The following is a 22,836-nucleotide window of genomic DNA, read 5'->3' as shown; positions in this document are numbered from 1 at the left end:
GGGAAAACGATAGAGATCACACTTAAAATATCATGTTCTATTTATTGCGCTCTGTCTTTAAAACCTTAACAGCGTAGGCATCCAATTGAATGCTACCATCTTCTATCACATGATTTTCAAGCATATCCGCATAAGTTCGTCCATCCAACATAATCTTTTGCGGCTCATGCGTGAAATTCAATATGAAAATATAATCATGAACTCCATCGGTACGAATCGCCGTATTCACTCCATGAGGCAACTTCACATTGAGCGCTTTACTGATTCCTGCATCATCAATTAAACTTCTGTAAAAATGACTGTGGAATAGTCCGATGTTGCGTGATGCGATGTAATAAGCCTTTCCTTGTCCCAAACGGTTCACCGTCAAAGCTGGGCGTCCTGCATAAAAGTCTGAACCGTACACAGCCAGTACCTCTGCACCCTCTGTATGAATGAGATCACACAATTCTACAGCTTCATACTCCCCTTGCAGATCCAGCTCATTGCCTTCAACCGGCAAAATGTGATTACGGTCATGATCATGCAATCCGTCAATCTCTTCCGACCAGATCCCCAGCGTCTTACGAAGCGGGCCCGGAAAGCCTCCAAGGAAGCACAAATCATGTTCATCTACGATACCAGACCAATAGGTTGCTACGAAAATACCACCGTTTTCAACAAACTTCTGTATACGCTCCCCCACACCGCTGCGGACCATATATAACATCGGAGCTACCAAAAGTTTGTATTTGGAGAAATCTGCATCCATATGAATGACATCTACAGGCACACCCTGCTCCCACAGCGCCAAATAATGCGCTTCAGCTGTCTCTTCATATTTTACACCTTTGTTCCGCGGTCCCTGTGAATCGTTGATTCCCCAACGGTTCTCCCAGTCAAAAATGACTGCGGCCTCCGCCGGTACAGATGTACCGATAACCTCCTCCAGTTTTTCCAGCGCATTACCGACATGGGTCACATCCCCGAATACCCGAGTGTGCTCATGTCCGACATGATCGACAACCGCACCATGCAGCTTTTCACTCGAACCGCGGCTTTTCCGCCACTGAAAATATTGAACGGTGTCTGACCCGTGTGCCACAGCCTGTAAAGACGAGAGCAGATGCATTCCCGGCCGCTTCAGCTTGCTAACGTCTTGCCAGTTCGTCAAACTTGGTGTACTCTCCATGAGCATCCAAGGCTTACCTCCCTTGATTGAACGAATAATATCATGCATCATGGCCACTTTAGCAGCCTGACGGCTATCATCTCCCTCACGATCATGCCATGTTGGGTAACTATCCCAGGATATAACATCGAGCAGATCAGCAAACTTCCAGTAGTTCAATCCTTCAAAAAACTCCATCAAATTGGTTGTGACCGGAATTGCTGGATTTGCAGCCTTGAGCGGCACAATCTCATGCTTGATAAAATCTGCGGTCTGATCGGTCACAAACCGTCTCCAGTCCAAATTCATGGCATGAACCTGTGTTTCACCGTGAGGTGCCGGGGACTCAACTTGGCTCCAGTCCGTAATCGTATGACTCCAAAAGGTCGTCCACCATGCGTGATTTAGCTTGTCCAGCGTACCGTATTTATCCTGGACCCAAGCGCGAAATGCCTCCTGACAATAATCACAGTGGCAATCTCCACCAAATTCATTGGAAATATGCCAGCCAATAACAGCCGGATGGTTAGCATAACGCTCGGCTAGCTTCGTATTCATGATACGTACTTTTTCCCGGTAAACAGGCGATGTAGCACAGTGATTATGGCGAAACCCGTGCAGATTACGGACACGGTTAGCCTCCACACGCAGCACCTCAGGATATTTTTGTGACATCCAGGCTGGTCTTGCTCCACTAGGAGTAGCCAAAAATGCATAGATTCCGTTCTCAGCAAACGAATCCAGAATACGATCCAGCCACTCAAACGTAAATACACCTTCCTCAGGCTCCAATGATACCCATGAGAAAATGCCAACAGACATCACGTTACATTTGGCTAGTTTCATTAGACGAATATCCTCCGCTAACACCTCAGGGTAATGCTGCCATTGCTCCGGGTTATAGTCCGCTCCATGCAGCATACGTGGAATTCGCTCACTAATCGGGGGGTACTTAGTTATGTTTTGATACGTCACTGTAAATCATCTCCTTATTATTTCTATTACTCTTTGACGGAACCTAGCGTCATACCTTTAACAAAATACTTTTGTAAAAATGGATATACAATGAGAATAGGCGCTGCACCAATGAAAATTTGCGCTGCATTAACCGTCGTTTGAGAAAGTAATTCCATCTCCTTTGGACTCATGCTCATGGAACTCATGTCCTTCTGAATAATTACAGTTTGCAGGAACGTCGCGAGCGGATAGTCCTTTGCATTGCTCAAATAGAGTAGACCGTCAAACCAGGAGTTCCAATGAAATACCATACTAAACAGCGCAATCGTCGCAATGGAAGGCATGGATATCGGTAAAAAGATACTAAACAATGTCCGAAAATGTCCTGCTCCGTCGATCAATGCGGCCTCTTCCATCTCTTTGGGAATTCCTCTAAAAAAGTTCAACATAAGGATGACCAGAAATGTGTTGACCGCTCCTGGCAAAACAAGTACCCAGAAGCTATCCATTAAATGAATCTTTTGAATAACCATATAGAATGGAACCAGACCACCGTTAAAAATCATGCTGAACACGAACAACCATGAATATACGTTTCGGCTACGGAACACAGATGTTTCCTTTGAAAGTGGATAAGCAGCTAAAAAGGTAATCAGCAGTGTCAAGCCGGTTCCCAATACAGTCCGACAGACAGAAATCCAGATGGAGTGCAGAAAAATCGGGTTATTCATTGTCTTCTTATAGGCTTCTAATGAAAACTGCACTGGCCACAGTCCAACCAGATTTGCATCTGCTGCTGATTTAGCACTAAATGATACCGCCAACACATGAATCAGTGGAACGATACACATGATAGACAAAATCACTAGTAAGCAAATATTAAACACATTGAAAATGCGGTATGGCGTTGTTTTATGATACATGACTCTCCCTCTTTCAGTCTCGTGGAATCAGAATATGCGGTAACCTGCCCATTTGTAAGCAAGTCGATAAGATATCAGAATGAGAATCATACTGATAACGGATTTGAACAAGCCGATAGCGGTGGCAAAGCCCATCTCCCCATTGATTAACGCTGTCCGGTAGACGAATGTATCAATAATATCGCCTTTTTGGTAAACCAGTGGATTATAAAGGTTGAAAATCTGGTCAAAACCGGCATTCAGTACATTGCCAAGTGCAAGCGTTCCAACAACGACTACCATCGGAATTAACGAAGGTACAGTGATGTGTAGCGTCTGTCTCCAGCGGCTCGCTCCATCCATTTCAGAAGCCTCATACAACGAAGGATTAATACCCGCCAGTGCAGCGAGAAATACGATGGTGTTGTAGCCGAACTCCTTCCATATATCTGAAACAATGACAGTAAACCGAAACCAGTTATTATCTCCCAGAAAAAAGATAGGCTGGATCCCGAAACTACCGAGAATACGGTTCATAAATCCATCTGTAGCCAACAGGTCAATCAGAATTCCGCCCAAGATGACCCACGACAGAAAGTGTGGTAGATAAACTAGTGTCTGAATGGATCGCTGAAGTCCGACCTTGCGAATTTCATTCAGCAGTATAGCAAAAACAAACGGAACTACCAGATTGAAAAACATCTTTAACACAGCAATAATTAGTGTATTCCAGACAACTTGAAGACTGTCCTCCCGTTGAAACAAAAAGCGGAAGTTATCCAGTCCAACCCACTCGGAACCCGTTATGCCTAGCCAAGGCTTGTAATTTTGAAAGGCCATCACGATGCCGCCCATCGGAATGTAGCTGAATACAATTAAGAAAATGATGGCTGGCAGCAGCATGATATGAAATGGCCACGTACGTTGCAGACTTCTCATTGCAGTTCCTCCTGTAACTTTCATTCATGGTATACTTCAATTATAAAAGCGTTTTCGCAGTCCCGACAGTTCAAAAAACCAACATACATGGCACAAAAGCAATCATTTTTTTAAGCTCGCCAAACGAATAAAACTTTTTTTCAAATACACCATGATATCGCATTCATTTCCACTCGATACGGGTGAAACTGTAGTAAAAAGGCTGCCCACCTCGGGACAGCCTTCCTACTCTGTTACAACATCATTGGTTTTTACTTTTCGACGCTTTTATACCATTCGTTTACTTCATTTGTAATTTGTTCGCCACCCGCTGTTTTCCACGTCTGCACAAAGGTATCAAAAGCAGAGATCGGCTGCTTGCCATAAATAATTTCATTGAAGGTCTGACTTTCAATTTTATCCAGATAGTCCTTTTTAGCCTTCATGGTTGGCGTAGTTGGACCTGTGAACTGATCTTTCATGGAGATATCCTTCTGTTCCATAAGCACTTTGGCAGCTGCAGGAGTACCTTTCCCGTAGTTCACCATTACATCTTTCTCTAGACGGGTCTTCGGTTCTGCGCCGTTAGCCAAACTTAGCAAAGCCTTCATTTGGGCATCAGGTATACGCGCACCATCACGAACCAGCAAATAACGAATAGAGTTTACATAACCGCCTGGTATTTTATCGATAGACATTAGCTTTCCGTCCGCATCCAAATCATAATCGTAGCCCTTAAACAGCCCATTCGACAAATCGCTATCCGGTTTGGCATTAGCATAATGGTCAAACAAATAGTTTTGATAAGTGAAAAAAGCTTCAGGATGCTGCATTTGTTTGTTGATTAGTACAACACCATTGGTGTATTGCGTACCGTGACGCATGGCTTTGTTGTCAGGACCTGCTGGAATCTTAATCGGCTTCCATATGGCACCCGGCGCATTTTTGACTGTATCCTGAAGCGGCCAGCCGCTCATCCAATATGGTCCAGGAATCATACCGGCTGTTCCTGCGACTGTAGGTTCTGCCGTTTTATTTTCATCCCACAATGCTGCTTCCTGAGGAATATATCCCTTTTTGAGCCACTCGCTCAGCTTTTGCAAACCCGGCTTCATGCCAGGCTGCACGGAGCCATATTCCAAACTGCCATTTGTACCTTTGTTCCACTGCTGAGGTAGTGTGCCATATGCCCCGAAAATCCAGGACGGGTCACCCATCCAAGTGTTCATGGATGTTTTAAAACCGATACTGAGCGGAACCACTTTGTTCGGAGCCAGTCCGTCCGGATTTTTATTTTTAAAGGCATCCATCACTTTTTCCAGATCATCCATCGTCTCAGGAGCCTTCATACCCAGCTTATCCAACCAATCTTGTCGTACCCACAATACATAATCATGGTTATAGGCGAAATCAAGCACAGGAATACCCATTTTCTTACCATCTCGGCTATACTGATTCCATACATTCGTATCCTGATTCATCGCCTGCTTCCATGAATCCGAAGCGTACTTGTCAAACAACGGACCAGCCTCTGCAAACATACCGGAATCGATCATGTCCTGTGCCAGTTGCTCATTTTCCGTCCCCAGTACAACGACGTCCGGCATCTCCTGACCGGAGGACATAGCCAAACGCAGCTTCGTAGCAAATGCGCCATTCGTATCCGTGACGGACCAGAGTGATTTGATATTAATACCGAATTTCTCTTTAGCCCATTTGGTCGCAATGTTATTTTCGATAGATTCACCATTTTTAAATTTTAAGGCGGGATCTACACCCCATACCGTGGAAATTGTGACTTCTGGATTGTATTTTTCTTTGTATACGTTTTCAGTTTTAGCTGTGCCGTCCGCACTCCCATCATTTCCCGCACCTGAGCAGCCCACAAGGCCAACTCCTAATACCATAGTTGCGGCGAGCAACGACAACAGCTTTTTCTTCGAATGAACTCGCATATTGTTCCCCCTCTAGAAATCATTTTCTACTCTTTTATTATAGAAGGGCTTTTCTTCACAGCCTATGTCACAAAATAAATATTTCTGCACCTTTCCCAACTGATCTTTACTGATTTCGTCTTTACTGGTCCCATCTCTACTGATCTCGAAATTCGTGCGGAGTCATTCCGTAATGCTTTTTGAACATTTTACTGAAGTATTGGGGATTCTGGTAGCCTAGTTCCGTCGTAATTTCGTATATTTTTTTGTTGGAATATTTGAGCAAATAAAGAGCCCGCTCCATTCTCATTCGGATAATATAGTCACCCAGACCTTCTCCGGTTTCAGCTTTATAAATTTTAGACAGATAGACTGGATGAAGATAAACCTGATCAGCAATCGTCTTAACAGACAGCTCCTGGCCTTTATCCTGGGAGATGAGCTCCTGAACCTGCTTGACCACATAGCTTTTAGCGCTTTGCTCGCTTGCGGACCATTCAGATTTAAGTTTGTTCATCATGGAAAATATCCACTCTTTGAGGTGGGGGAACGAATGAACCATTTTCTGCGCATGTAACGGATCGAAGCCTACTTGATCCATCTGTGTAATGAAACGTCCTTGTTTGTGCGCTGTATACATAAAGGCGCTCGTCACCGAAATAAACAGCTCATATAAATGCTCGCGTGTATATCCCACCTCTTCCATTTTTCCAAATACACGGCTCACTTTCGCTTCAGCCTCGTCCCATTGCCTGGATTCGAGCAGATGAGTAAGCGTAGGGTGCATATAAAGCCCCTCTAGTGACTTAACTGAACTGTGTGGCTGTTCTGTCTGTTCTTCTATGAATAGCAGTGTATCCGTCTCCTCTTGATGGTTCCAGTATAAGGATCTAATCGCTGTCTGATATAGCTTAGGCAGCTCCTCTGGAAACTTAAACCAGCCGGTTAATGCGACGTAAATTTCCCCTTTCAAATAATTGCTCACATTTTTTCGAAAGGTCTCAATCGCCGCACTCAAACAACGATTCTGCTCATCCACACTCCGTTCAGGAAATGCATTCCAATTTCCTTCTATTAATACAATTAAGCAGTCATGCGGCGCTTTGCAATGCCAAACTTGAAAATCAGGTGCGAACACTTCTTCCGCAATATTTCCAATCGCATACTCAATTAAGGAGACTGAATGATAGTCCATATCAGAAAAATGCTTCCCTAGCTGAATAAGTAGCATACTGGCAGGATGTCCCGTGCGTAGCTTGATTTCGTACTCAGACATTTTGCTCTCTATTTTTGGTACAGACAAATCACGCCCGAGTAGCAGATCGTGCATCAAATGGGTCCGCAGCACACCAAAATCGTTCCTGCGGCTATATTGTAATTGGTGAACCTTATCAAATGCTTCCCATTCTTCCTTTAGCGAATCCATGGCGGCTGACACACATTTGATAAACTCTTCATCATCCACCGGTTTTAAAATATAATCAAAAGCCTTAAGCTGGAGCGCTTTTTTCGCATATTCAAAATCAGCATATCCTGTCAGTAACAAACATCTAATGTGCGGCCATCGCTCGTTTACTTCAACAATCAATTCCAGTCCCGTCATACCAGGCATGCGAATATCTGTTACCAGAATATCAATATCGTACGCTTCCAGCACATCCACTGCTGCTAATGCGGAAACCGCTTGATGAACCCTCTCGATGCCTAGCGTCTCCCACGGAATGGTAGCTGCCAGACTTTCTGTTACATAACTCTCATCATCTACTAGTAATATCTGAACCATCTGGTCCCTCCGTTTTAACTATATTCGAATCTGGCGAAGGCTCAATTAAACCATTCGCATGCTCTCCTTCTGTTGAGATCGACCATTTTAATACTGCACGCAATCCTCCCAATGGAGACAAAGAGAACTCCAGTCCGGCATCTTCCCCAAAATGTAATCGCATGCGGTGATGCACATTCCACAAACCGTATCCATGATCCTCTTCCACAGGCTTGTCAAGCGTTGATGTCAGGGCAGCTATAGCCTCTCTACTCAAACCGAGTCCGTTATCATCCACAATCAGGTACATATACGAGCCAACACGCTCAGTCAAAATATGAATTAGACCCTCCTCCGCTTGAGGCTCTATTCCGTGCAGCACCGCATTTTCCACCAGTGGCTGCACTATAAGCGGCGGAATCGGCAGACTGCTGGCCTGCGAAGAAACATGAACTAAGAACGTTAGCCTTGGCATACGCATCTGCTGTATCCTCAGATAATATTGAACAAACTCGACTTCCTCTGATAATGGAACTAAATCCCGCTCCTGTCTTGTTGTATATCGATAATACCTGGATAAATTATGAGCCATGGCCACGACCGCCTCATGATTGCGCAGCTTCGCCATACTTGTGATAAACGAAAAACAATTATAAAAAAAATGTGGATTGATTTGTGACTGGAGCTGCTTTAGTCGCGCTTCCTTGACATGTAGCTGCTCAACATACACCTTCTCAAACAGCTCCTGAATCTGTTCGACCATCTGATTGAATTGACTAGACAGGAAAGCAAACTCGTGACTCCCCCTTAGACTTAATCGAACAGCATAGTCTCCGTCCTTTAGTCTCCGAAATGCCCGCACAAGCTGAAGAATCGGCACTTGTACCTGTGAATGAAGCAAGTAAGCGCCAATCAGGCCTACCAGCAGCGAGCCAACAACCGTTATATAAAACAGTCGATTCGATGAGTAAATCGGAGACATCATATCAGACAAAGGCATGTAATCAATCAAATACCAACCCGTCGTTTGCGAAAGAACGGCATGAACCAGGTAGCTTTCTTCTCCAATTTTCACAGTCAGATTGTCAACTTCATGGAGTCCCATTTTTTCCAATTTTGAAATCAGCTGTCCAGACAGCTCTTCATTGGCAGTACGATTATAGATCGCTCCTACGCCTTTTTTATAATAAAAAGGCTCCTTGCGTCCATCACCTTTGAAGCGGTCAAGCATATCCTGAATATTACTGCTGTCAAATTCAACCTTAATAATCGTGTTAGCAGTTTCTGGATTACCAAGTGAAGAAAACGGGGATAATGTATACAATGAAAATATAAATTGGTCTTTCCCGTATGATCTTTTTTTGGATACCTGCCAGCCGTCTTTTATCAGCTGATTTAGTTTTTTCTGGTCATATAAACCTGCTCCATTTTCCGATACAACCCGTCCAAGCGAAGGAGAATAGATACTCAGTCCGGTTCTCCAATTAGAAGAGCTTTCCTGAAGCCCAAGCTTGGTTTGAATCCGTTTGACAAGGTTAATTCCATCCAGATTGAGAACTTTGTCCTTCAAAAAAATCGCTTGAAAACTGGCTACATCAGGATCATGAATCAGCAGATGCGGCCAGGAGGAAATCATTTCAATATTCGTATTCACCTGGTTTTGAAAAAAAGTCAGCTGATTATAATTAGATTGATTCAGCTCCTCACGTAGTACACCTGTCGTTGTCTGATTAGAATAGACATACAGGATCAGCAGAGGTATAAGCAATACGATAACGATGGAGACGATTTTAGTATAAAAATTAAATTTAAACATGAGTTCTACACATCCTCTGCACAAGAAACAGGCATACTTAATTGGTATGCCTGAGCCCTGACCTTTGTTGCCGTCAGTACATACACTACATTATCAATGGTTGGCGGTGATAATATGTTTGATGCTAAGCAAATGGAATGGTTTAACCAACTATCCGCTGAAGACTTGGCCATTTTAGGTGCCGGCTTCAATACACTAGGTGATTTTTTTGATTTTCTGGCGTTGGTTAAGGCCAAACAGGAAACAGCGAAAGGAAATAAAAAGTAAATATACTAAACGGCAACTATTTCACAACAAATTTCACACGAGTTCCATCCTCATACTCATCCAATTGATGACTAACCCATGATCCTGCCCCACGATTATCCTTAGGGGCTATGTATTTGACATTTGCACCTTTGCCACCTTCTGAACACATAGCCATCGGCCATTCATCACGATCGTATCCCTTACGAGTGGGGACACCTGTAAGCGAATGCTTGCGATTTTGCTCGGCTCCTTCACGGTCAATTGTGCATACTGGTGATTTTCCCGCCTGAATGGCTTCCTTAATATGCTGCGCCGTTTCAGGGTAACGACCTGACGGGAATTGCAGCGTTACCTGAGCCGCCGAGGAAGGCGGGTTCTCTCCTGTTATTTTCGTAAGAAGATTGCCTCCTTCAAACCAGTACGCGCCCGCAGCTAGCAGAACTAAAGCTATAAAACTTAGCAACTTTTTCTTCAATTTCTCTCTTCCCTTCAAGCTATTCCAATAGATGCCTTCAACTAAGGTGATCCCCGGATTTTATTTTTTGTAACCCCTTACTAACTATAAAAAAAGGTTGAATATTGGACGACAAATAGTATAGAGAGGAGGTTGCACGAATGAACGATGAGATCAAACTGGCCGTGAGCCAAATGCAAGCCGTTGTAGTCCGGTTACTGAATGGAAGTACCGTAATTGGCTGGCCTAAGCTCCTATCTGACCAAGAAACTCAGCAATTCAAGCTCTATGATGACGAACACGTATATACGATTTCTGTTAATGACGTGGATACAGTCGCAAGAGTTATTGTATAAGATACAGGAAGCGACTTAATGAGACATCCAGCGGACAAGCCCAAACAAGGCACACCACAGAAGAAGACTAATCAGAATCCCCCAAAATAAACCTTTAAAAAGCTTCATACCATACTGACAACCTTTCCGACTGGGCTTTTCCCCATTATAACATGTCAGAAAGACAGCTGTCGCAGCTTGCTCTTGCATCATCTTCGTATCATATATTTTAAATTTTAAAATCACAATACAAAGGAAAATAATGAAATTTCCGAAAATTATGCCTGATCACCATTGAAAATGCAATCATGACATAATAAAAGTCACATTTTAATCAAAATTTAATGAAAGTTTTCCGAAAATGATGTATAATTATTGACATAACAAAACGTACGAGGTGATCATCATGGCATTATTAAACAGAGTTCATGAATTAAAATTGCAACTGCCTAACGAGCATCATAGCATTTCCCAATACGTGGAGCATGCATTGCATTCGATTGACAGTTTTGTGGAGCAACATCGTCAATTTATAGCCGCTCAGGCTCTATATGGTGAAAAGATCAATGGTACGGAAGAAAGACTGTTCCGAGACACAATTTCTGAGATTAAAGCCCAACTGGTAGCTACTTTGGAAAAGACAGTTGAAGACTTCGCACACAAAGGCGATAAACATTGGAAAAATCATTATCAGGACGGCGTAGAATAAGCTGAAAATAACCCCCGGTCTTTGGACCGGGGGTTATTTTTTATAAGTGGATGTGGCAATGTACGTAGCTATTTTAACACTTTGGCAGATGTCGTTACCTTCTTACCGCCATAGACTACTTTAATACTGGAGCTTCCGCTTTCCAAGGCCTTCACCTGACCAGCTGTAACCTGTACGATCGACGGTTTGGAGGATGTCCATACCGCTGAGCTTGTCACATTGGTAGTAGCACCTGAATCATAAACTGCATTCACACTAAGCACTTGAGAGGAGCCTTTAGGCAGCTTCAGGTTTTTATTGCTCAATACCAGTTTGAGCAGCTTAGGTGTGACCTTGATCTCGATGTTAAACGACTTATCCTGATATGTGCCCGTAATCGTTGCGTTTCCAATTCCAACGGCTTTAATGGAAGAGCCTTTTACGATCGCTACTGAAGCATTCGATGTTGTCCATTTCACTTTACTGCTCAGGGTAACTTTTTTACCATCCGTATATATGCCGATGACTTTGATGGACTTACTTCCTTTCAAATTCATTTCGGCATTCGAAAAGCTTGGTGTCAATGTAGAAATGGCTCCTTCCACAATGACAGGTACCTTCACATATTTATTCATATACATAGCCTTGATTCCAGAGTTACCGCCATTCACCGCTTTTACTTTACCATTTGCTACTGTAACTGCAGCTGTTGTACCTACCCAGCTTACCTGATTGGTAATATCCAGTATTCCACCACCAGCCATGTGGGCTTTTACTGTCGGAATACTTGCTTCTTGGCCTGCAACCAGTACATATTTTTTCTCAGAAGCCGTCAGCTTGAGCACTTTATATTGCACAGTCACTGGAATATCCAGTTTGAGCGCACCTACCGTTGCTGTCAATGTTGCACTGCCTGGGTTCACTGCAACCAGCTTACCATTTGCTATTTTAACTGCACTTTCACTGCTTAAGCTCCATTTCACATCGGATTGAACTGCTTTTTTTGCTCCATTGACCAAATAAGCAGATATACTCGGAAGAGAAGTTTTGCCTCCTGTTTCGAGAGTCAGACTGGCTTTGCTTGAAACCAGTTTTTCAACCGTCGGAAGTACATTAATCTTCAGAGTCTTGCTCAAACCATGATAGGACGCTGTAATCGTCGAATTGCCTGCATCCATCGGTGTGATTTTACCTTGCTCGACTGTGGCAACCAGCGGATTGGAGGAAGTCCATTCTGCCGTGTTGGTCACATCTGTTTTGCTGCCAGTCAGGTTGACATCAGTTGCACTAACCTGAATTGGGGAGCTACCTAAAAAGACCGATTTGGACCCAGTTGCACTCAATACCAATGCCTGGGAAGAAGAGCGCACATACACAATCGTTTGTGCTTTGAGTTCATCTTTGCTTGCTTTAATGTAAGTCACGCCTTTGGCAAGTGGACGAATAAGACCATCTTTAACGGTAGCAACAGCCGCATTCGAAGAAGTCCATTCGACACCGGATACATTTTCCGTCCCACCTCCAGTAAGAACACCTTGAGCAGTCAATTGCTTCGATTCTCCGCCAATCGTCAGATTCAGTGGACCCGTCGGATTTAATTGCAGCTTGCTGTAAGGCGATTTTACTGTAATCGTTGTACTTACCGTTTGCTGCTCATATGTAGCAACAATCTTAATCTGCCCTTTTGACACAGGAGTAATGAGTCCCTTATCTACCTTTAAAATACTTGAATCCCCAGAGATCCATTCTGCCTTTTGTGTAACATCTTCCTTGCCCTTTTCTGTCAATGACCACACTTTTAATTGAGCGGGGCTTCCACCCAGATTCAATGTAGTCGGATTTTGACTATCCCACTCTACCGTGGAGGTCTTGCTCTCCTCAGCCCGGATCAAACCTGCTGGCCATGCTGCAAATACAAACATCAGCAACGCAAGTAAGAAGGTACTCCGTTTGCTCATACGTTTCATACGTTCCATTCGTTTCGCTCCCTTTGTCTCATTCTATAAAACAGGGTATTATTAACAATCCCATTATCTTTTATCGGTAAGCAGTTAACTAAATTGAACCCTTCATCAAAAAAAGGTGAATTATTACAGTTAAAGTTCTCCACGCAGTGACCTTACCACAAACAAATGCTCTTCCTTAGATAAGGTTTGTCCATCTTCAAGAATTACATCGTGTGCCGAGTGACTAACCAGCTTTACATTATAAGCAATCAGCTGATCCTCTCTCCAAATCGTCACCGCCGACTGAAAATGAATAGCATTATCAAACTGTAACGGAACGCTCATTACATAACCAGTAGCGTTCAGCTTCGCCGGATGGCGGCTTCTACGCTCACGCCCCGGAGGAAACATGGTAATATGCGTAATATTTTCAAAAGGAATAGCCAGCATTTTCGGGCCTAAAATAACACACTTTCGTATCTCATCCCATTTTTCAAGCGTGCCGCGCACCTTCTGGGTATGACCATTGTTGCCGTGATATAAAATGACCTGACGTCCCTTCCATTGACGCATGTCCTCACCTCCAGTGCTAGCGGCTATGAATATCCCACCGAATCGGTTCCATTCCATGCTCCTGCAAAAATGCATTGGTACGCGAAAAAGGTTTGCTGCCAAAAAAACCTCTGTGAGCCGCCAATGGACTCGGATGAACGGATTTTAGCACCAAATGCTTGCTGGTATTCACGAAGCTTGCTTTTTTCTGAGCATGGCTCCCCCACAAAATAAACACTGCTGGCTGCTCGCGCTCATTAATCGCTTCAATGACAGCATCCGTGAAACGTTCCCAACCTATTCCCTGGTGAGATTGCGGTTGTCCTTCACGCACGGTTAACACGTTGTTCAGCAGCAGCACACCTTGCTCAGCCCAAGGAACGAGGTATCCCTGATTCGGAATGGGAGTACCGATATCATCGCGAAGCTCCTTGTATATATTTAATAGAGACGGTGGCGTTCGCACACCAGGTCTAACAGAAAAGCTTAAACCGTGAGCTTGTCCCTCTCCATGATATGGATCCTGTCCCAATATAACCGCTTTGGTCAGATGAAATGGCGTTAATTTGAGTGCGGAAAACAAGTCTTCTTTTGGAGGATATACCTTATGTAACTTGTACTCTCGGGCTAACGTATACCTTAAATCATTAAAGTATGGCTTTTCGACCTCTTCTCGTAGTACATCATCCCAGTCATTCCCAAACATACTCCTGTCTCCTCTCAATATGTAAATCAGTGAAAACGGTAAGCTTTTTGATCCAAAAAAATAAGCTGAACTCCTCATCCGGAGCCAGCTTATTTATTCGTTACCTGTGTTATATGCCGAAGGACCAGGAAAATATCCTTACGGTAATCAGCTACCGCAGGTCTAAATTCGATTTCCTTATTATAACATTAACGATAATGATGTCAAGTAACTGAAAGCTTAATTCCCTCAGAAGAAAAGCTCTTTATTGCTGTATTTATTACGATTTTGTATGAGTATTCAGGTATTCCAATGCATTATATAACATAACAGCAGCTTCGGCACGTGTAATCTCGCTTTTTGGATAAAACTTTTCATTTGCATCCAAGGTATTGACCTTGTAGACTAGCGAGCGTTGAATGCTACCTTGGTAAGAAGGCTCCAGTTCGCTGTCATCCGCAATATTCGCAGGTGCGATTTTAATCATCGGAAGAGCGCCTGCTTTTTCCATGCCCTGAATCAGCATATGGGTGAACTGTTCCTTAGTCAGAGCTTTGGCAGGATCAATATCCTTTGGAATAACCACACCATTATAGTGCGCGTTGATAAAAGCTTCGGCGTACCATGCATTATCCTTCACATGGGTAAACAGTCTACTGACCTGTGGCTCCTTGTTCAAATCAATGGCGGCCAAACTGAGCTGGAGTCCGCCGGAGATCAACTGAATGCCTTGGGCAACGGTCACTTTAGATGACGGGAGAAACTTCGTATCAGAGATACCTTTGAGTAGACCCTGATCTTTAAGGGATATAATTTTTTCTTTACCGCTTACGTTATTCAAATCCTTAAATTGGCGGTCTGCCGCAGACATTTGACCTCCAACGGAAAAGGACAAAATGGCTACAGTTGTAATGGCTGCAAATGCACCTTTTCTCATACTCATGTTAAATTCCACCTTGTAATTGAATTAGGCCGCTTGGCCATTAACAACTTCATTGACGTAGTATAAGCTGGAAAGGTTGCAGGCAGACGCTGTTGCTTCTTATGCTACATGTCTTCCTTAATATAATACCTTCTCCAGACTGCGTGCCAACTCATCATCGGGAAGGGGCTTGCGATGCGTATTCTCTAGGTAGATATATTTCTCTGTTTCTGGCATTAAATATTGTTTGGACCATAGGAACATATCCGGACTGTCTCCCTGAAGACGAAGAAATCTCCGCACAGTGTCCGCATGAGAAATAGTGTTATCCAGATTGGTTAACCAATCTGCCCGGTAGAAATGCTCCCATCTTCCAGTTCCTGCGAGCGATAAAGCTTCTTTACCCATTCGGTAGCTCCAAACGGCATGAGAAGCTTGTATAAATGCTCGTGGATAATCTTTTTCAAGGAACAGCCCATAAGCGCTACATAAGCTTGCCAGTCCACGTGAGCCACTCAGATGCAGTTCAATCTGCACAAGCAGTTGATTATACAGCCTTCGACATTCATCTTCTGACAACTGCTTCATGATTCGTAGACACCGCTCTCGCAGTTCAACCCAGTCCGGGATTACCGACTCGGCTTTTTCCTTGAACCAGCGAACCTGTTCAGGAAAAGGCCTTTCTCCAGTAGCCCAGTACAGCCGTTCATCACTGCCTTCTTTGCCTTGTAGCCAATACCCCATAATTTGCCGAGCTGGATGGTGATAGAATTCCTCCCCTGCTCGATCATCCTTATGCGGGCCATAAACGATAGTGCAACGGGAATAATCCCGGTATAATTGGGAAATCTCTTGAAGCTGACTACTGTACAGCCGTCCGATAAAATCAGTAAGCTGCTCTTCAGCATCCACTTCACCCTTCATCCATAAATTTGCTACTAAATCCAGCGTATATACATGCGGCAAAATATTACCTGAATTGACCAGCAGGTACTCGTCCGCCCCTGAAGTAAACGCTGTTGTTAATTCCTCTATAATTAAGCTGGCTGAGGAGGGAAGTTGGGTAAGATGGTTCGACGCTTGCAAATCGTGGAAGGTCACATGGTAATATACTCCATTCTTGTCCCCATCCTGCGTCTCAGGCAATGCTGGTACACGATAATTAAGATTCCCATGGCGCCGAGATACCATTTTACCGTAACCATTGTCCGCCCATACTTTAATCACCCCTTCGGGTACTTCCATATGCCCCTGCTTGTATAACTCGGCAATCTCACCATACATCGCCATACAGCACACAGGATGCTCCACAAATTCACAGATCATATTGTACTGCTTGCGAACCACATACGAGATTAATTGTCCGCGTTTGTCCGGCGTATTAAAGGAAGGATCATCTTCCCAAAAAGGCTTGTCACCCTGCCCGCGAAAAGATAATACCCATACAATCTTTTCTTCCTTTTGCCGTTCAATCGCTTCCTGCCACAGCTGTTCAAACAACTCGGGATGCTCTCTGTAGCTAGCTTGTTTACCCGGAAAGGCGCGCAAAAACATCTCCGCCCCCAACGGTTCAGCATGATGATGTGTGATCCATAAACCCATGTCTGCTGCAAGCTTATGATGGATACCTGTGCGTGGTAAATCGGTTCCGGGAATCACCATATTTCCACCACAGCGCAGTAACGCTTCAAAAACGGGCTGCCACACCTGCTCCGTCGGTGGATAATCATCTTTCCAGCCAATCAAGCATACCTCATCATTGACAAACCATCCCCGATATCGGACCTTGGACGGTATACTGTCAACATTCTGGCTCGGTATTACTATGGTATCCCGCTTAGGCGGGAGGAGCTCCGCCCAGAACCAGAACGGCTCCACACCCAGAGCGAAACGGCTGTAATGAAGCAGTCCATAAATAATTCCTAATTCATCACGGCCAATAATATGGAGTACCGTTCCCTTGCTACCAGCAACAAAACGCAGACAATAGCCCTCTGGCCAATGCGGACAGCTATCTCCTTCCTGCGCATAACGGATAATGATCGAGGGCTCTACTTCTGTTTGCAATGGCTCGTTGCCAAACACTTGCTTATGATCTCGCGCAATCATGTTCCAAGCGTGGGCAATGGGCACACTTTCATCAGTTTGAAGATTGTATCCGCTTTCAGATGAAATAGTCAGAGGTTCACAGGCTTTCATTTATTGTCATCTCCTATTTTTTTCAACTATGAGGATTCTTCTTGTCTTTATTTTATAGGTTGTCAACATACATATAAAGCTGTACCAACGTAAATATAGCTTTTTTTCGGTAAATCATTTGAGAGTTGAAGCTTCATTTGAGAAAGAAAAAAGTAAGGAACAGGAGAGAAATAAGAAAGACTTGACTGCTACACTAAAAATGTTCCAAAAAACAGACTGCTCTTAAAGATTCAAGCGCAGCAAAAAGGAGACTTGATATGAAATTGAAAAAACGATTTGCCTCTTTGTTCCTGTTGGCATTGATGGCATTTATCCCGGTCCAGGCATATGCTTCTGGGGCCGTTCCAACCACTCCCTCTGGAATCCCGATTTCCGAAATCGAAAACAGAACAGATCAAATTATGAAAAAATATATAGGAACAGCGATTCCTGGTGCTGCGGTTTCCATAGTAAAGGACGGAAAAATTGTTTTTTCAAAAGGTTACGGATACGCAAACATCGAGAAACAAACACCCATGAGTACGGAAACAACCTATATGGAGGCCGGTTCCGTATCGAAATTGTTCACCTGGACGGCAGTAATGCAACTGGTTGAGCAAGGAAAGCTGGATTTGAATACGGACATCCGCACATACTTGCCTGACGGCTTTCTCAAGCCTTCTTTTGATAAGCCTATTACCCTGAAATCACTGATGAGCCACACGACAGGTTTTGAGGAGCGCCTGGAAAAACTTTTGGTTCATGATCCTGCTGATCTTAGGCCTCTCAAGGAGCATGTCGCACCCGGAAACCAGCCTCAACAGATTTATGAGCCTGGAACAGTGATTGCTTATTCCAACTATGGGACCAACCTGGCCGGTTATATTATAGAACGTGTATCCGGAATGCCTTTTGAAACCTATATTCAGAAACATATATTTGAGCCTCTAGACATGAAACATTCTTACTTTACACAACGGTATGATCTTATTCCAGAGGTTATCGAACATAAAGCAACAGGCTACTTCAAGAAGGATGGAAACTGGGTGGCAAAGCCGAATGTTTTCTTTAATGATGTGCCGGCTGGTGCGTTAAACATTACTTCGGAGGACATGGCTCATTTTATGCTTGCTCATCTGAACATGGACCATTCCTTAAAATATTCGCTGTTCAACAAGAATGAAACCTTGCGAGAAATGCATGAGGCTTCGTATACCCACTATCCCGAGCTTCCGGGGAATGCCCATGGCTTTTGGGAACGGTTCGCGGGAGATTATCGTGTTATCGAGCACGGTGGAAATACAGATTCATTCTCCTCTCTGGTCTCTATCGTGCCGGATCAAAACTTTGGGATCAGTATTCTGACTAATGTGGAAAATGAAATGTCCGGGGCAAGAAGCGAACTCATTGACCTGTTTGTCGGGGGTTCCCACGCTACTCCGCAAGCGGACAGCACGTTGAAGCATAGCGCGGATGTGGAGGGAAAATACCGTTCTGCTCGCGCAGTATCATCTGGTATATTGAAGCTTATACCCGTATTATCCAATGCGGAAGAAGTGGTCACAGCCAACGGCAATGGCGGAATCACTCTGAGTATTCCATCCATGAATATTCATGTTGATTATGTAGAAACCAAACCCTATTTTTTTGAACGCGTGACTCCCGGGAGCACTCCTTATGATCACGCGGGCCTAAACATCAGCCGTCTTTTTTTCTTAACCAATGCCGATGGTAAAGTGACGCAGTTGTCATATGGAGTGATCGATGACCAATTGCCGATATCCTTCCTGCAAACATCCATCTTCAGTTATATTCTGGTCGGGGGATGCGGTATTTGGTTTGCGCTTGGGTCTATTTTCGGTATTATTGGATGGCTGCGGAAGCTCAAGGACGCAAGAAAGCAGAAGAGTGCTTCACGGCTTCCCTTGCCTGACAGTGTAACCTTAATACCGCTGCTGGGTCTGCTTGTGATCATCAATCTCATTGCTTCAAGCATCCAATTGATAGGCGACCCCTATCAGCCTATGTCCAATTTCAATTTCAATATTATCTTTTTCTGGGTACTTGGGCTTGCCTTTGTACCGGCTGCCTATCTTGCTGTAAGAAAATGTAACGTTTCGGAGACTACATTATTAAGAAAGGTATACACCGCGACGCTGATTCTTTCGTTTTTAGCTATTTCGTTTTTCCTGTATTCCTATAATTTCTATTTTTTCGCATAGATCTACTTAATTTTATCCTTTTTGTAGCATAGATAGCCTCCACGACATATTTCGAGTCGAAACATAGAAAAGGCCGTCAATAGACGGTCTTTTTTGTATTCTCTTCTCTATGAACACTCTTATTCATATTTCATAAACTACTAGTGTAGCAAATATGTCTACAGAAAGAGGGTTAATTCAAATGAAACCAAAGAAAAGTGGAAAAGGCGTAGCCCCTGTCATATCCTCCCGCACTTTCTCAATCTCGGGAAATTCAAGAACTGTTTCCAGAGATTTAGTGTTCCGTGTTACAGCAGAGGATACCTTTGCCACAATTCTTTTAGATGATGTATCGATATCCTTATTAAGAACATAAATTACTTCGTATTGTAGGCATTTAGTCGTAAACTCTCGCAAGAGCAACTTGATGGCGCGATTGATACACCGTAAGCTTGCCAAAACAAAAACGCCTCCCCGTATGTTAACGGTGAGGCAGAAGGATTAATTCCTTACTGCTCTTTTTGCCTTCTACTAAATACAAATTCGTTATCCGCCGACCACTAGGTTAGCGGGTAAAAGGATACACTGTATACATTCTTAATGACTCTCAGGTTCTGAATAAGCTTGGACTACTTTTTTATGAGTAGTACCTTAGGTTTAAACTGTTCCATCCGTTCCCGCTCCTCACTATGAATTAACAGAACATGGTTATGAAGAAAAATTCGTGATAATATCTATGTCATAGTAAGTAGATATGAATTAATTGTTTGGAGGGATAATTTTGACTAAAATTCACCAAAAGTTGACTGAATTAATTGGAAATACTCCTTTGCTAGCACTGTTGAACTACAGCCAAATCCAAAATATTGAGGCAAACGTGGTAGCAAAGTTGGAATATTTCAATCCGGCTGGTAGCGTTAAGGACCGCATTGGATATGCTATGATTAAAGACGCTGAGGAGAAAGGCTTAATCAATAAAGACTCCGTTATTATTGAACCAACAAGTGGCAATACTGGAATCGGACTTGCATTTGCAGCTGCGGCTCTTGGATATAAACTTATAATTACACTTCCTGAAACGTTTAGTATCGAACGTCGCAAGCTTTTGACTGCGTTCGGTGCTGAGCTTGTGTTAACACCGGGATCCGAGGGGATGAAAGGCGCTATCAAGCGTGCTGAGCTCTTGGCTGCCGAAACACCAAACTCTTTCATACCACAGCAGTTTAGCAATCCTGCCAATCCAGAAATTCATCGCAAAACTACAGCTGTGGAAATCTGGCATGATACGGACGGCGGTGTAGATATTTTTATCGCGGGCGTAGGTACAGGTGGAACTATTTCGGGCGTTGGCCAGTTATTAAAGGAACGAAAACCTTCTGTAAAAGTGATAGCCGTCGAACCGTTCGATTCACCAGTGCTGTCTGGCGGTACTCCAGGTTCACATCAACTACAAGGACTCGGTGCTGGTTTCATTCCAAATAACTTTAATGAAGAATATGTGGATGAGGTTTTCAAAGTTAAAAACGAAGATGCGTTTGAAACTGCACGCCTGCTTGCCAAAACAGAAGGGCTGCTTGTTGGTATTTCTTCTGGGGCTGCGGTTTATGCAGCAACACAAATTGCGAAACTTCCAGAAAACAAAGGCAAGATGATCGTGGTCATATTACCTGATACAGGTGAGCGTTATTTGTCCACTCCGCTTTTCTCAGACGTAGAATAATAACAAAAGAGACAGGAATCCCGCTGCCTCTTTTGTTAATTTTCCAAGTACACAAGCAAGAGCTCATAGAATTGTTTCATTAACCTGAATTGATTTCTTTCTTCGCTAGCGGTCCATTTTTTGCACAACAAATGGACCGTTAGTGAAGAAAAAGTTACCTTGGTCCAGCGCGATGTTGTTGGAGCTCATCAGGATTTTCTGTAAAAAGTAGGCTTCCCCATAGTAGTCTTGTACCAATCTGTATGCCTCTTTCTTTAACTTGATGCGGGTGTAGTGCATCGTCATCAGGAAGTTTTCGATTGCGATATGAGGATTGATCTGCTCAGCTAAAACACTAGCATCAAATGCTCCTAGAAAGACTTCGGCTGAATTGTCGTAGATAAGGCAGCTGAGACATTTCTTGTTTGTTGAATAACATCAGTAGAATATTTACTACCCTTAGATTTTTGCTAGATACTTGCTGAAAATGATATCCTCCAACTTGATCCAACTAAAATCATCCTCGCCACGAAACAGTTTCACTTCCCTGCGAGCAGTATTTATAGACGTGATTACACCTGTGAGTTCTTCGTCATCGAACGGGCTAAAAACCACTAGTGTTATAGGTTGACGTGTGTTGTAGGACTCTATAAGCGCTTGCTCGATCAACTGGACTTCCTGATCGTCAAGTTCCGGCTTGCCTCTCCGCTGACGGTCTTTCATGAGTTTTAAGTATGCTTCCTTGTGTTCTGGTATGATAATCCTGCTGCTTTCCCATAAGCCGTTACCTTCTAATTTTTTCGACATGTATGTAGCCTCCTGATGTATTATGTAGAAATTATATTCCGAACATACGTTCTAGACAAGGCTTTTTGTATACCGAATCCAAAACTTTTGTCCTAGAAAAATATTCCTAGGTCTGATAGACTAGACGAAAATACAAAATCAGAGGGATAAAATGAAAATTTTGGAGCATTAAAATTGGCTAACCACCGCATATTCACCTGGTTAGATCAAGTTTTGAATAATGATTAAGTTTCTTTCCCTCAAATTCATCTCCTATATTGTCCCATACGATTGTATCGACATTATTCCATGCATCTTTCGAATTGTCATATCGCTATTCTCCATAAAATAAGTTTTAGACGGACTTTGAAATTGGAACAGTGACAACCAGTACGAGAAAATAATGTCCTAGACTGTCGCTGTTCCATTGAACTAACGTATCCCGTTAGCGGAATAACATATACGAAATTCTGATATTTTTGTACAATAGTCTTAATGTTTGATTTTCCTTGAAGTCTTTTTTAAATAGAAATTGTAGTCTGGTGCAATATGTAGGTTAGTAATATTACGTTGTCTATACCTACTATGTATTTCTAAAAATCCATATATCTCTTCTTATTCTCTATATCGAATTTGCGTCTAACCTATTTTACGATTTTGGCGGTAAACCATCTGTTGGCGGGAGTGGTAAAGAAGTCGATA

The 22,836-nt window shown here is 43.3% G+C and carries 19 protein-coding genes; 5 read left to right on the top strand and 14 right to left on the bottom strand.

Annotated features, from left to right (window positions below):
* Positions 1–37: 37 nt before the first annotated feature.
* The 6 genes from JOD82_RS14715 to JOD82_RS14690 all read right to left on the bottom strand — a co-directional run bounded on the left by JOD82_RS14715 (position 38) and on the right by JOD82_RS14690 (position 9,439).
* Positions 38–2,125 (bottom strand): beta-galactosidase, encoded by a 2,088-nt coding sequence (locus JOD82_RS14715; RefSeq protein ID WP_312887693.1) that lies wholly within the window; start codon positions 2,123–2,125, stop codon positions 38–40.
* Positions 2,126–2,151: 26 nt separating this feature from the next.
* Positions 2,152–3,030, bottom strand: a complete 879-nt coding sequence (locus JOD82_RS14710; RefSeq protein WP_069010559.1) for a carbohydrate ABC transporter permease — start codon at positions 3,028–3,030, stop codon at positions 2,152–2,154.
* Positions 3,031–3,057: 27 nt separating this feature from the next.
* Positions 3,058–3,948 carry an ABC transporter permease gene (locus JOD82_RS14705; protein ID WP_029517681.1) on the bottom strand — a complete coding sequence of 297 codons (891 nt, stop codon included), beginning with the start codon at positions 3,946–3,948 and terminating at the stop codon, positions 3,058–3,060.
* Positions 3,949–4,199: 251 nt separating this feature from the next.
* Positions 4,200–5,882: a type 2 periplasmic-binding domain-containing protein gene (locus JOD82_RS14700; protein WP_069010558.1), complete on the bottom strand. Its 1,683-nt coding sequence runs from the start codon at positions 5,880–5,882 to the stop codon at positions 4,200–4,202.
* A 136-nt stretch (positions 5,883–6,018) separates the two neighbouring features.
* Positions 6,019–7,644 (bottom strand): response regulator transcription factor, encoded by a 1,626-nt coding sequence (locus JOD82_RS14695; RefSeq protein ID WP_209949553.1) that lies wholly within the window; start codon positions 7,642–7,644, stop codon positions 6,019–6,021.
* Positions 7,619–9,439 carry a sensor histidine kinase gene (locus JOD82_RS14690; protein WP_029517684.1) on the bottom strand — a complete coding sequence of 607 codons (1,821 nt, stop codon included), beginning with the start codon at positions 9,437–9,439 and terminating at the stop codon, positions 7,619–7,621. The genes JOD82_RS14695 and JOD82_RS14690 overlap by 26 nt, the downstream gene beginning before the upstream one ends.
* Before the next feature lie 114 nt (positions 9,440–9,553).
* Here JOD82_RS14690 and JOD82_RS14685 point away from each other — a divergent pair, with 114 nt between their 5' ends.
* Positions 9,554–9,706, top strand: coding sequence for a hypothetical protein (locus tag JOD82_RS14685; RefSeq protein ID WP_165150326.1), 153 nt, complete (start codon positions 9,554–9,556; stop codon positions 9,704–9,706).
* Positions 9,707–9,722: 16 nt separating this feature from the next.
* On the opposite strand, the gene JOD82_RS14680 is transcribed toward JOD82_RS14685, so the two are convergent.
* The gene (locus JOD82_RS14680; protein WP_209949551.1) at positions 9,723–10,163 is read right to left on the bottom strand and encodes a NucA/NucB deoxyribonuclease domain-containing protein; all 441 of its coding nucleotides are present in this window, start codon (positions 10,161–10,163) and stop codon (positions 9,723–9,725) included.
* A 140-nt stretch (positions 10,164–10,303) separates the two neighbouring features.
* On the opposite strand from JOD82_RS14680, the gene JOD82_RS14675 reads away from it, so the two are divergent.
* Both JOD82_RS14675 and JOD82_RS14670 read left to right on the top strand, forming a co-directional pair.
* On the top strand, positions 10,304–10,498 hold the full coding sequence (locus tag JOD82_RS14675; protein WP_029517686.1) for a hypothetical protein: 195 nt from the start codon (positions 10,304–10,306) through the stop codon (positions 10,496–10,498).
* 385 nt (positions 10,499–10,883) lie between these two features.
* Positions 10,884–11,186, top strand: a complete 303-nt coding sequence (locus JOD82_RS14670) for a hypothetical protein (protein ID WP_013310964.1) — start codon at positions 10,884–10,886, stop codon at positions 11,184–11,186.
* A gap of 68 nt (positions 11,187–11,254) precedes the next feature.
* Here JOD82_RS14670 and JOD82_RS14665 read toward each other — a convergent pair whose 3' ends face one another.
* The 5 genes from JOD82_RS14665 to JOD82_RS14645 form a co-directional block, all read right to left on the bottom strand.
* On the bottom strand, positions 11,255–13,141 hold the full coding sequence (locus tag JOD82_RS14665; RefSeq protein WP_209949549.1) for a tenascin: 1,887 nt from the start codon (positions 13,139–13,141) through the stop codon (positions 11,255–11,257).
* A 120-nt stretch (positions 13,142–13,261) separates the two neighbouring features.
* Entirely contained in the window at positions 13,262–13,684 is a 423-nt protein-coding gene (locus tag JOD82_RS14660; protein WP_029517688.1) for a YolD-like family protein, read from the bottom strand.
* 16 nt (positions 13,685–13,700) lie between these two features.
* On the bottom strand, positions 13,701–14,369 hold the full coding sequence (locus JOD82_RS14655) for a uracil-DNA glycosylase (protein WP_209949548.1): 669 nt from the start codon (positions 14,367–14,369) through the stop codon (positions 13,701–13,703).
* 259 nt (positions 14,370–14,628) lie between these two features.
* Positions 14,629–15,291: an S-layer homology domain-containing protein gene (locus JOD82_RS14650; protein ID WP_209949546.1), complete on the bottom strand. Its 663-nt coding sequence runs from the start codon at positions 15,289–15,291 to the stop codon at positions 14,629–14,631.
* Between the two features lie 117 nt (positions 15,292–15,408).
* Positions 15,409–17,469, bottom strand: a complete 2,061-nt coding sequence (locus JOD82_RS14645) for a glycosyl hydrolase 115 family protein (protein WP_209949544.1) — start codon at positions 17,467–17,469, stop codon at positions 15,409–15,411.
* Between the two features lie 257 nt (positions 17,470–17,726).
* Here JOD82_RS14645 and JOD82_RS14640 point away from each other — a divergent pair, with 257 nt between their 5' ends.
* Entirely contained in the window at positions 17,727–19,670 is a 1,944-nt protein-coding gene (locus tag JOD82_RS14640) for a serine hydrolase domain-containing protein (RefSeq protein ID WP_209949542.1), read from the top strand.
* A gap of 177 nt (positions 19,671–19,847) precedes the next feature.
* On the opposite strand, the gene JOD82_RS14635 is transcribed toward JOD82_RS14640, so the two are convergent.
* The gene (locus JOD82_RS14635) at positions 19,848–20,108 is read right to left on the bottom strand and encodes a hypothetical protein (protein WP_209949540.1); all 261 of its coding nucleotides are present in this window, start codon (positions 20,106–20,108) and stop codon (positions 19,848–19,850) included.
* Positions 20,109–20,430: 322 nt separating this feature from the next.
* Between JOD82_RS14635 and cysK the strand changes: the two genes are divergently transcribed.
* Complete coding sequence (gene cysK / locus JOD82_RS14630; RefSeq protein ID WP_209949538.1) at positions 20,431–21,369, top strand: cysteine synthase A; 939 nt, start codon at positions 20,431–20,433, stop codon at positions 21,367–21,369.
* 438 nt (positions 21,370–21,807) lie between these two features.
* Here cysK and JOD82_RS14625 read toward each other — a convergent pair whose 3' ends face one another.
* Positions 21,808–22,155, bottom strand: coding sequence for a YolD-like family protein (locus JOD82_RS14625; protein WP_069010548.1), 348 nt, complete (start codon positions 22,153–22,155; stop codon positions 21,808–21,810).
* Positions 22,156–22,836: the final 681 nt, after the last annotated feature.

It is taken from the genome of Paenibacillus sp. 1182, assembly GCF_017833915.1.
Taxonomy (GTDB): Bacteria; Bacillota; Bacilli; order Paenibacillales; family Paenibacillaceae; genus Paenibacillus; species Paenibacillus polymyxa_D.
The sequence above is the reverse complement of the archived record's forward strand: the minus strand, read 5'-3'. Positions and strand labels throughout refer to the sequence as shown.

Excerpts from the sequence above, each read along its gene's own strand:
- JOD82_RS14710 (WP_069010559.1), bottom strand. The coding sequence starts at position 3,030 with ATGTATCATAAAACAACGCCATACCGCATTTTCAATGTGTTTAATATT.
- JOD82_RS14705 (WP_029517681.1), bottom strand. The coding sequence starts at position 3,948 with ATGAGAAGTCTGCAACGTACGTGGCCATTTCATATCATGCTGCTGCCA.
- JOD82_RS14700 (WP_069010558.1), bottom strand. The coding sequence starts at position 5,882 with ATGCGAGTTCATTCGAAGAAAAAGCTGTTGTCGTTGCTCGCCGCAACT.
- JOD82_RS14695 (WP_209949553.1), bottom strand. The coding sequence starts at position 7,644 with ATGGTTCAGATATTACTAGTAGATGATGAGAGTTATGTAACAGAAAGT.
- JOD82_RS14690 (WP_029517684.1), bottom strand. The coding sequence starts at position 9,439 with ATGTTTAAATTTAATTTTTATACTAAAATCGTCTCCATCGTTATCGTA.
- JOD82_RS14685 (WP_165150326.1), top strand. The coding sequence starts at position 9,554 with ATGTTTGATGCTAAGCAAATGGAATGGTTTAACCAACTATCCGCTGAA.
- JOD82_RS14675 (WP_029517686.1), top strand. The coding sequence starts at position 10,304 with ATGAACGATGAGATCAAACTGGCCGTGAGCCAAATGCAAGCCGTTGTA.
- JOD82_RS14670 (WP_013310964.1), top strand. The coding sequence starts at position 10,884 with ATGGCATTATTAAACAGAGTTCATGAATTAAAATTGCAACTGCCTAAC.
- JOD82_RS14665 (WP_209949549.1), bottom strand. The coding sequence starts at position 13,141 with ATGGAACGTATGAAACGTATGAGCAAACGGAGTACCTTCTTACTTGCG.
- JOD82_RS14660 (WP_029517688.1), bottom strand. The coding sequence starts at position 13,684 with ATGCGTCAATGGAAGGGACGTCAGGTCATTTTATATCACGGCAACAAT.
- JOD82_RS14655 (WP_209949548.1), bottom strand. The coding sequence starts at position 14,369 with ATGTTTGGGAATGACTGGGATGATGTACTACGAGAAGAGGTCGAAAAG.
- JOD82_RS14650 (WP_209949546.1), bottom strand. The coding sequence starts at position 15,291 with ATGAGTATGAGAAAAGGTGCATTTGCAGCCATTACAACTGTAGCCATT.
- JOD82_RS14645 (WP_209949544.1), bottom strand. The coding sequence starts at position 17,469 with ATGAAAGCCTGTGAACCTCTGACTATTTCATCTGAAAGCGGATACAAT.
- JOD82_RS14640 (WP_209949542.1), top strand. The coding sequence starts at position 17,727 with ATGAAATTGAAAAAACGATTTGCCTCTTTGTTCCTGTTGGCATTGATG.
- JOD82_RS14625 (WP_069010548.1), bottom strand. The coding sequence starts at position 22,155 with ATGTCGAAAAAATTAGAAGGTAACGGCTTATGGGAAAGCAGCAGGATT.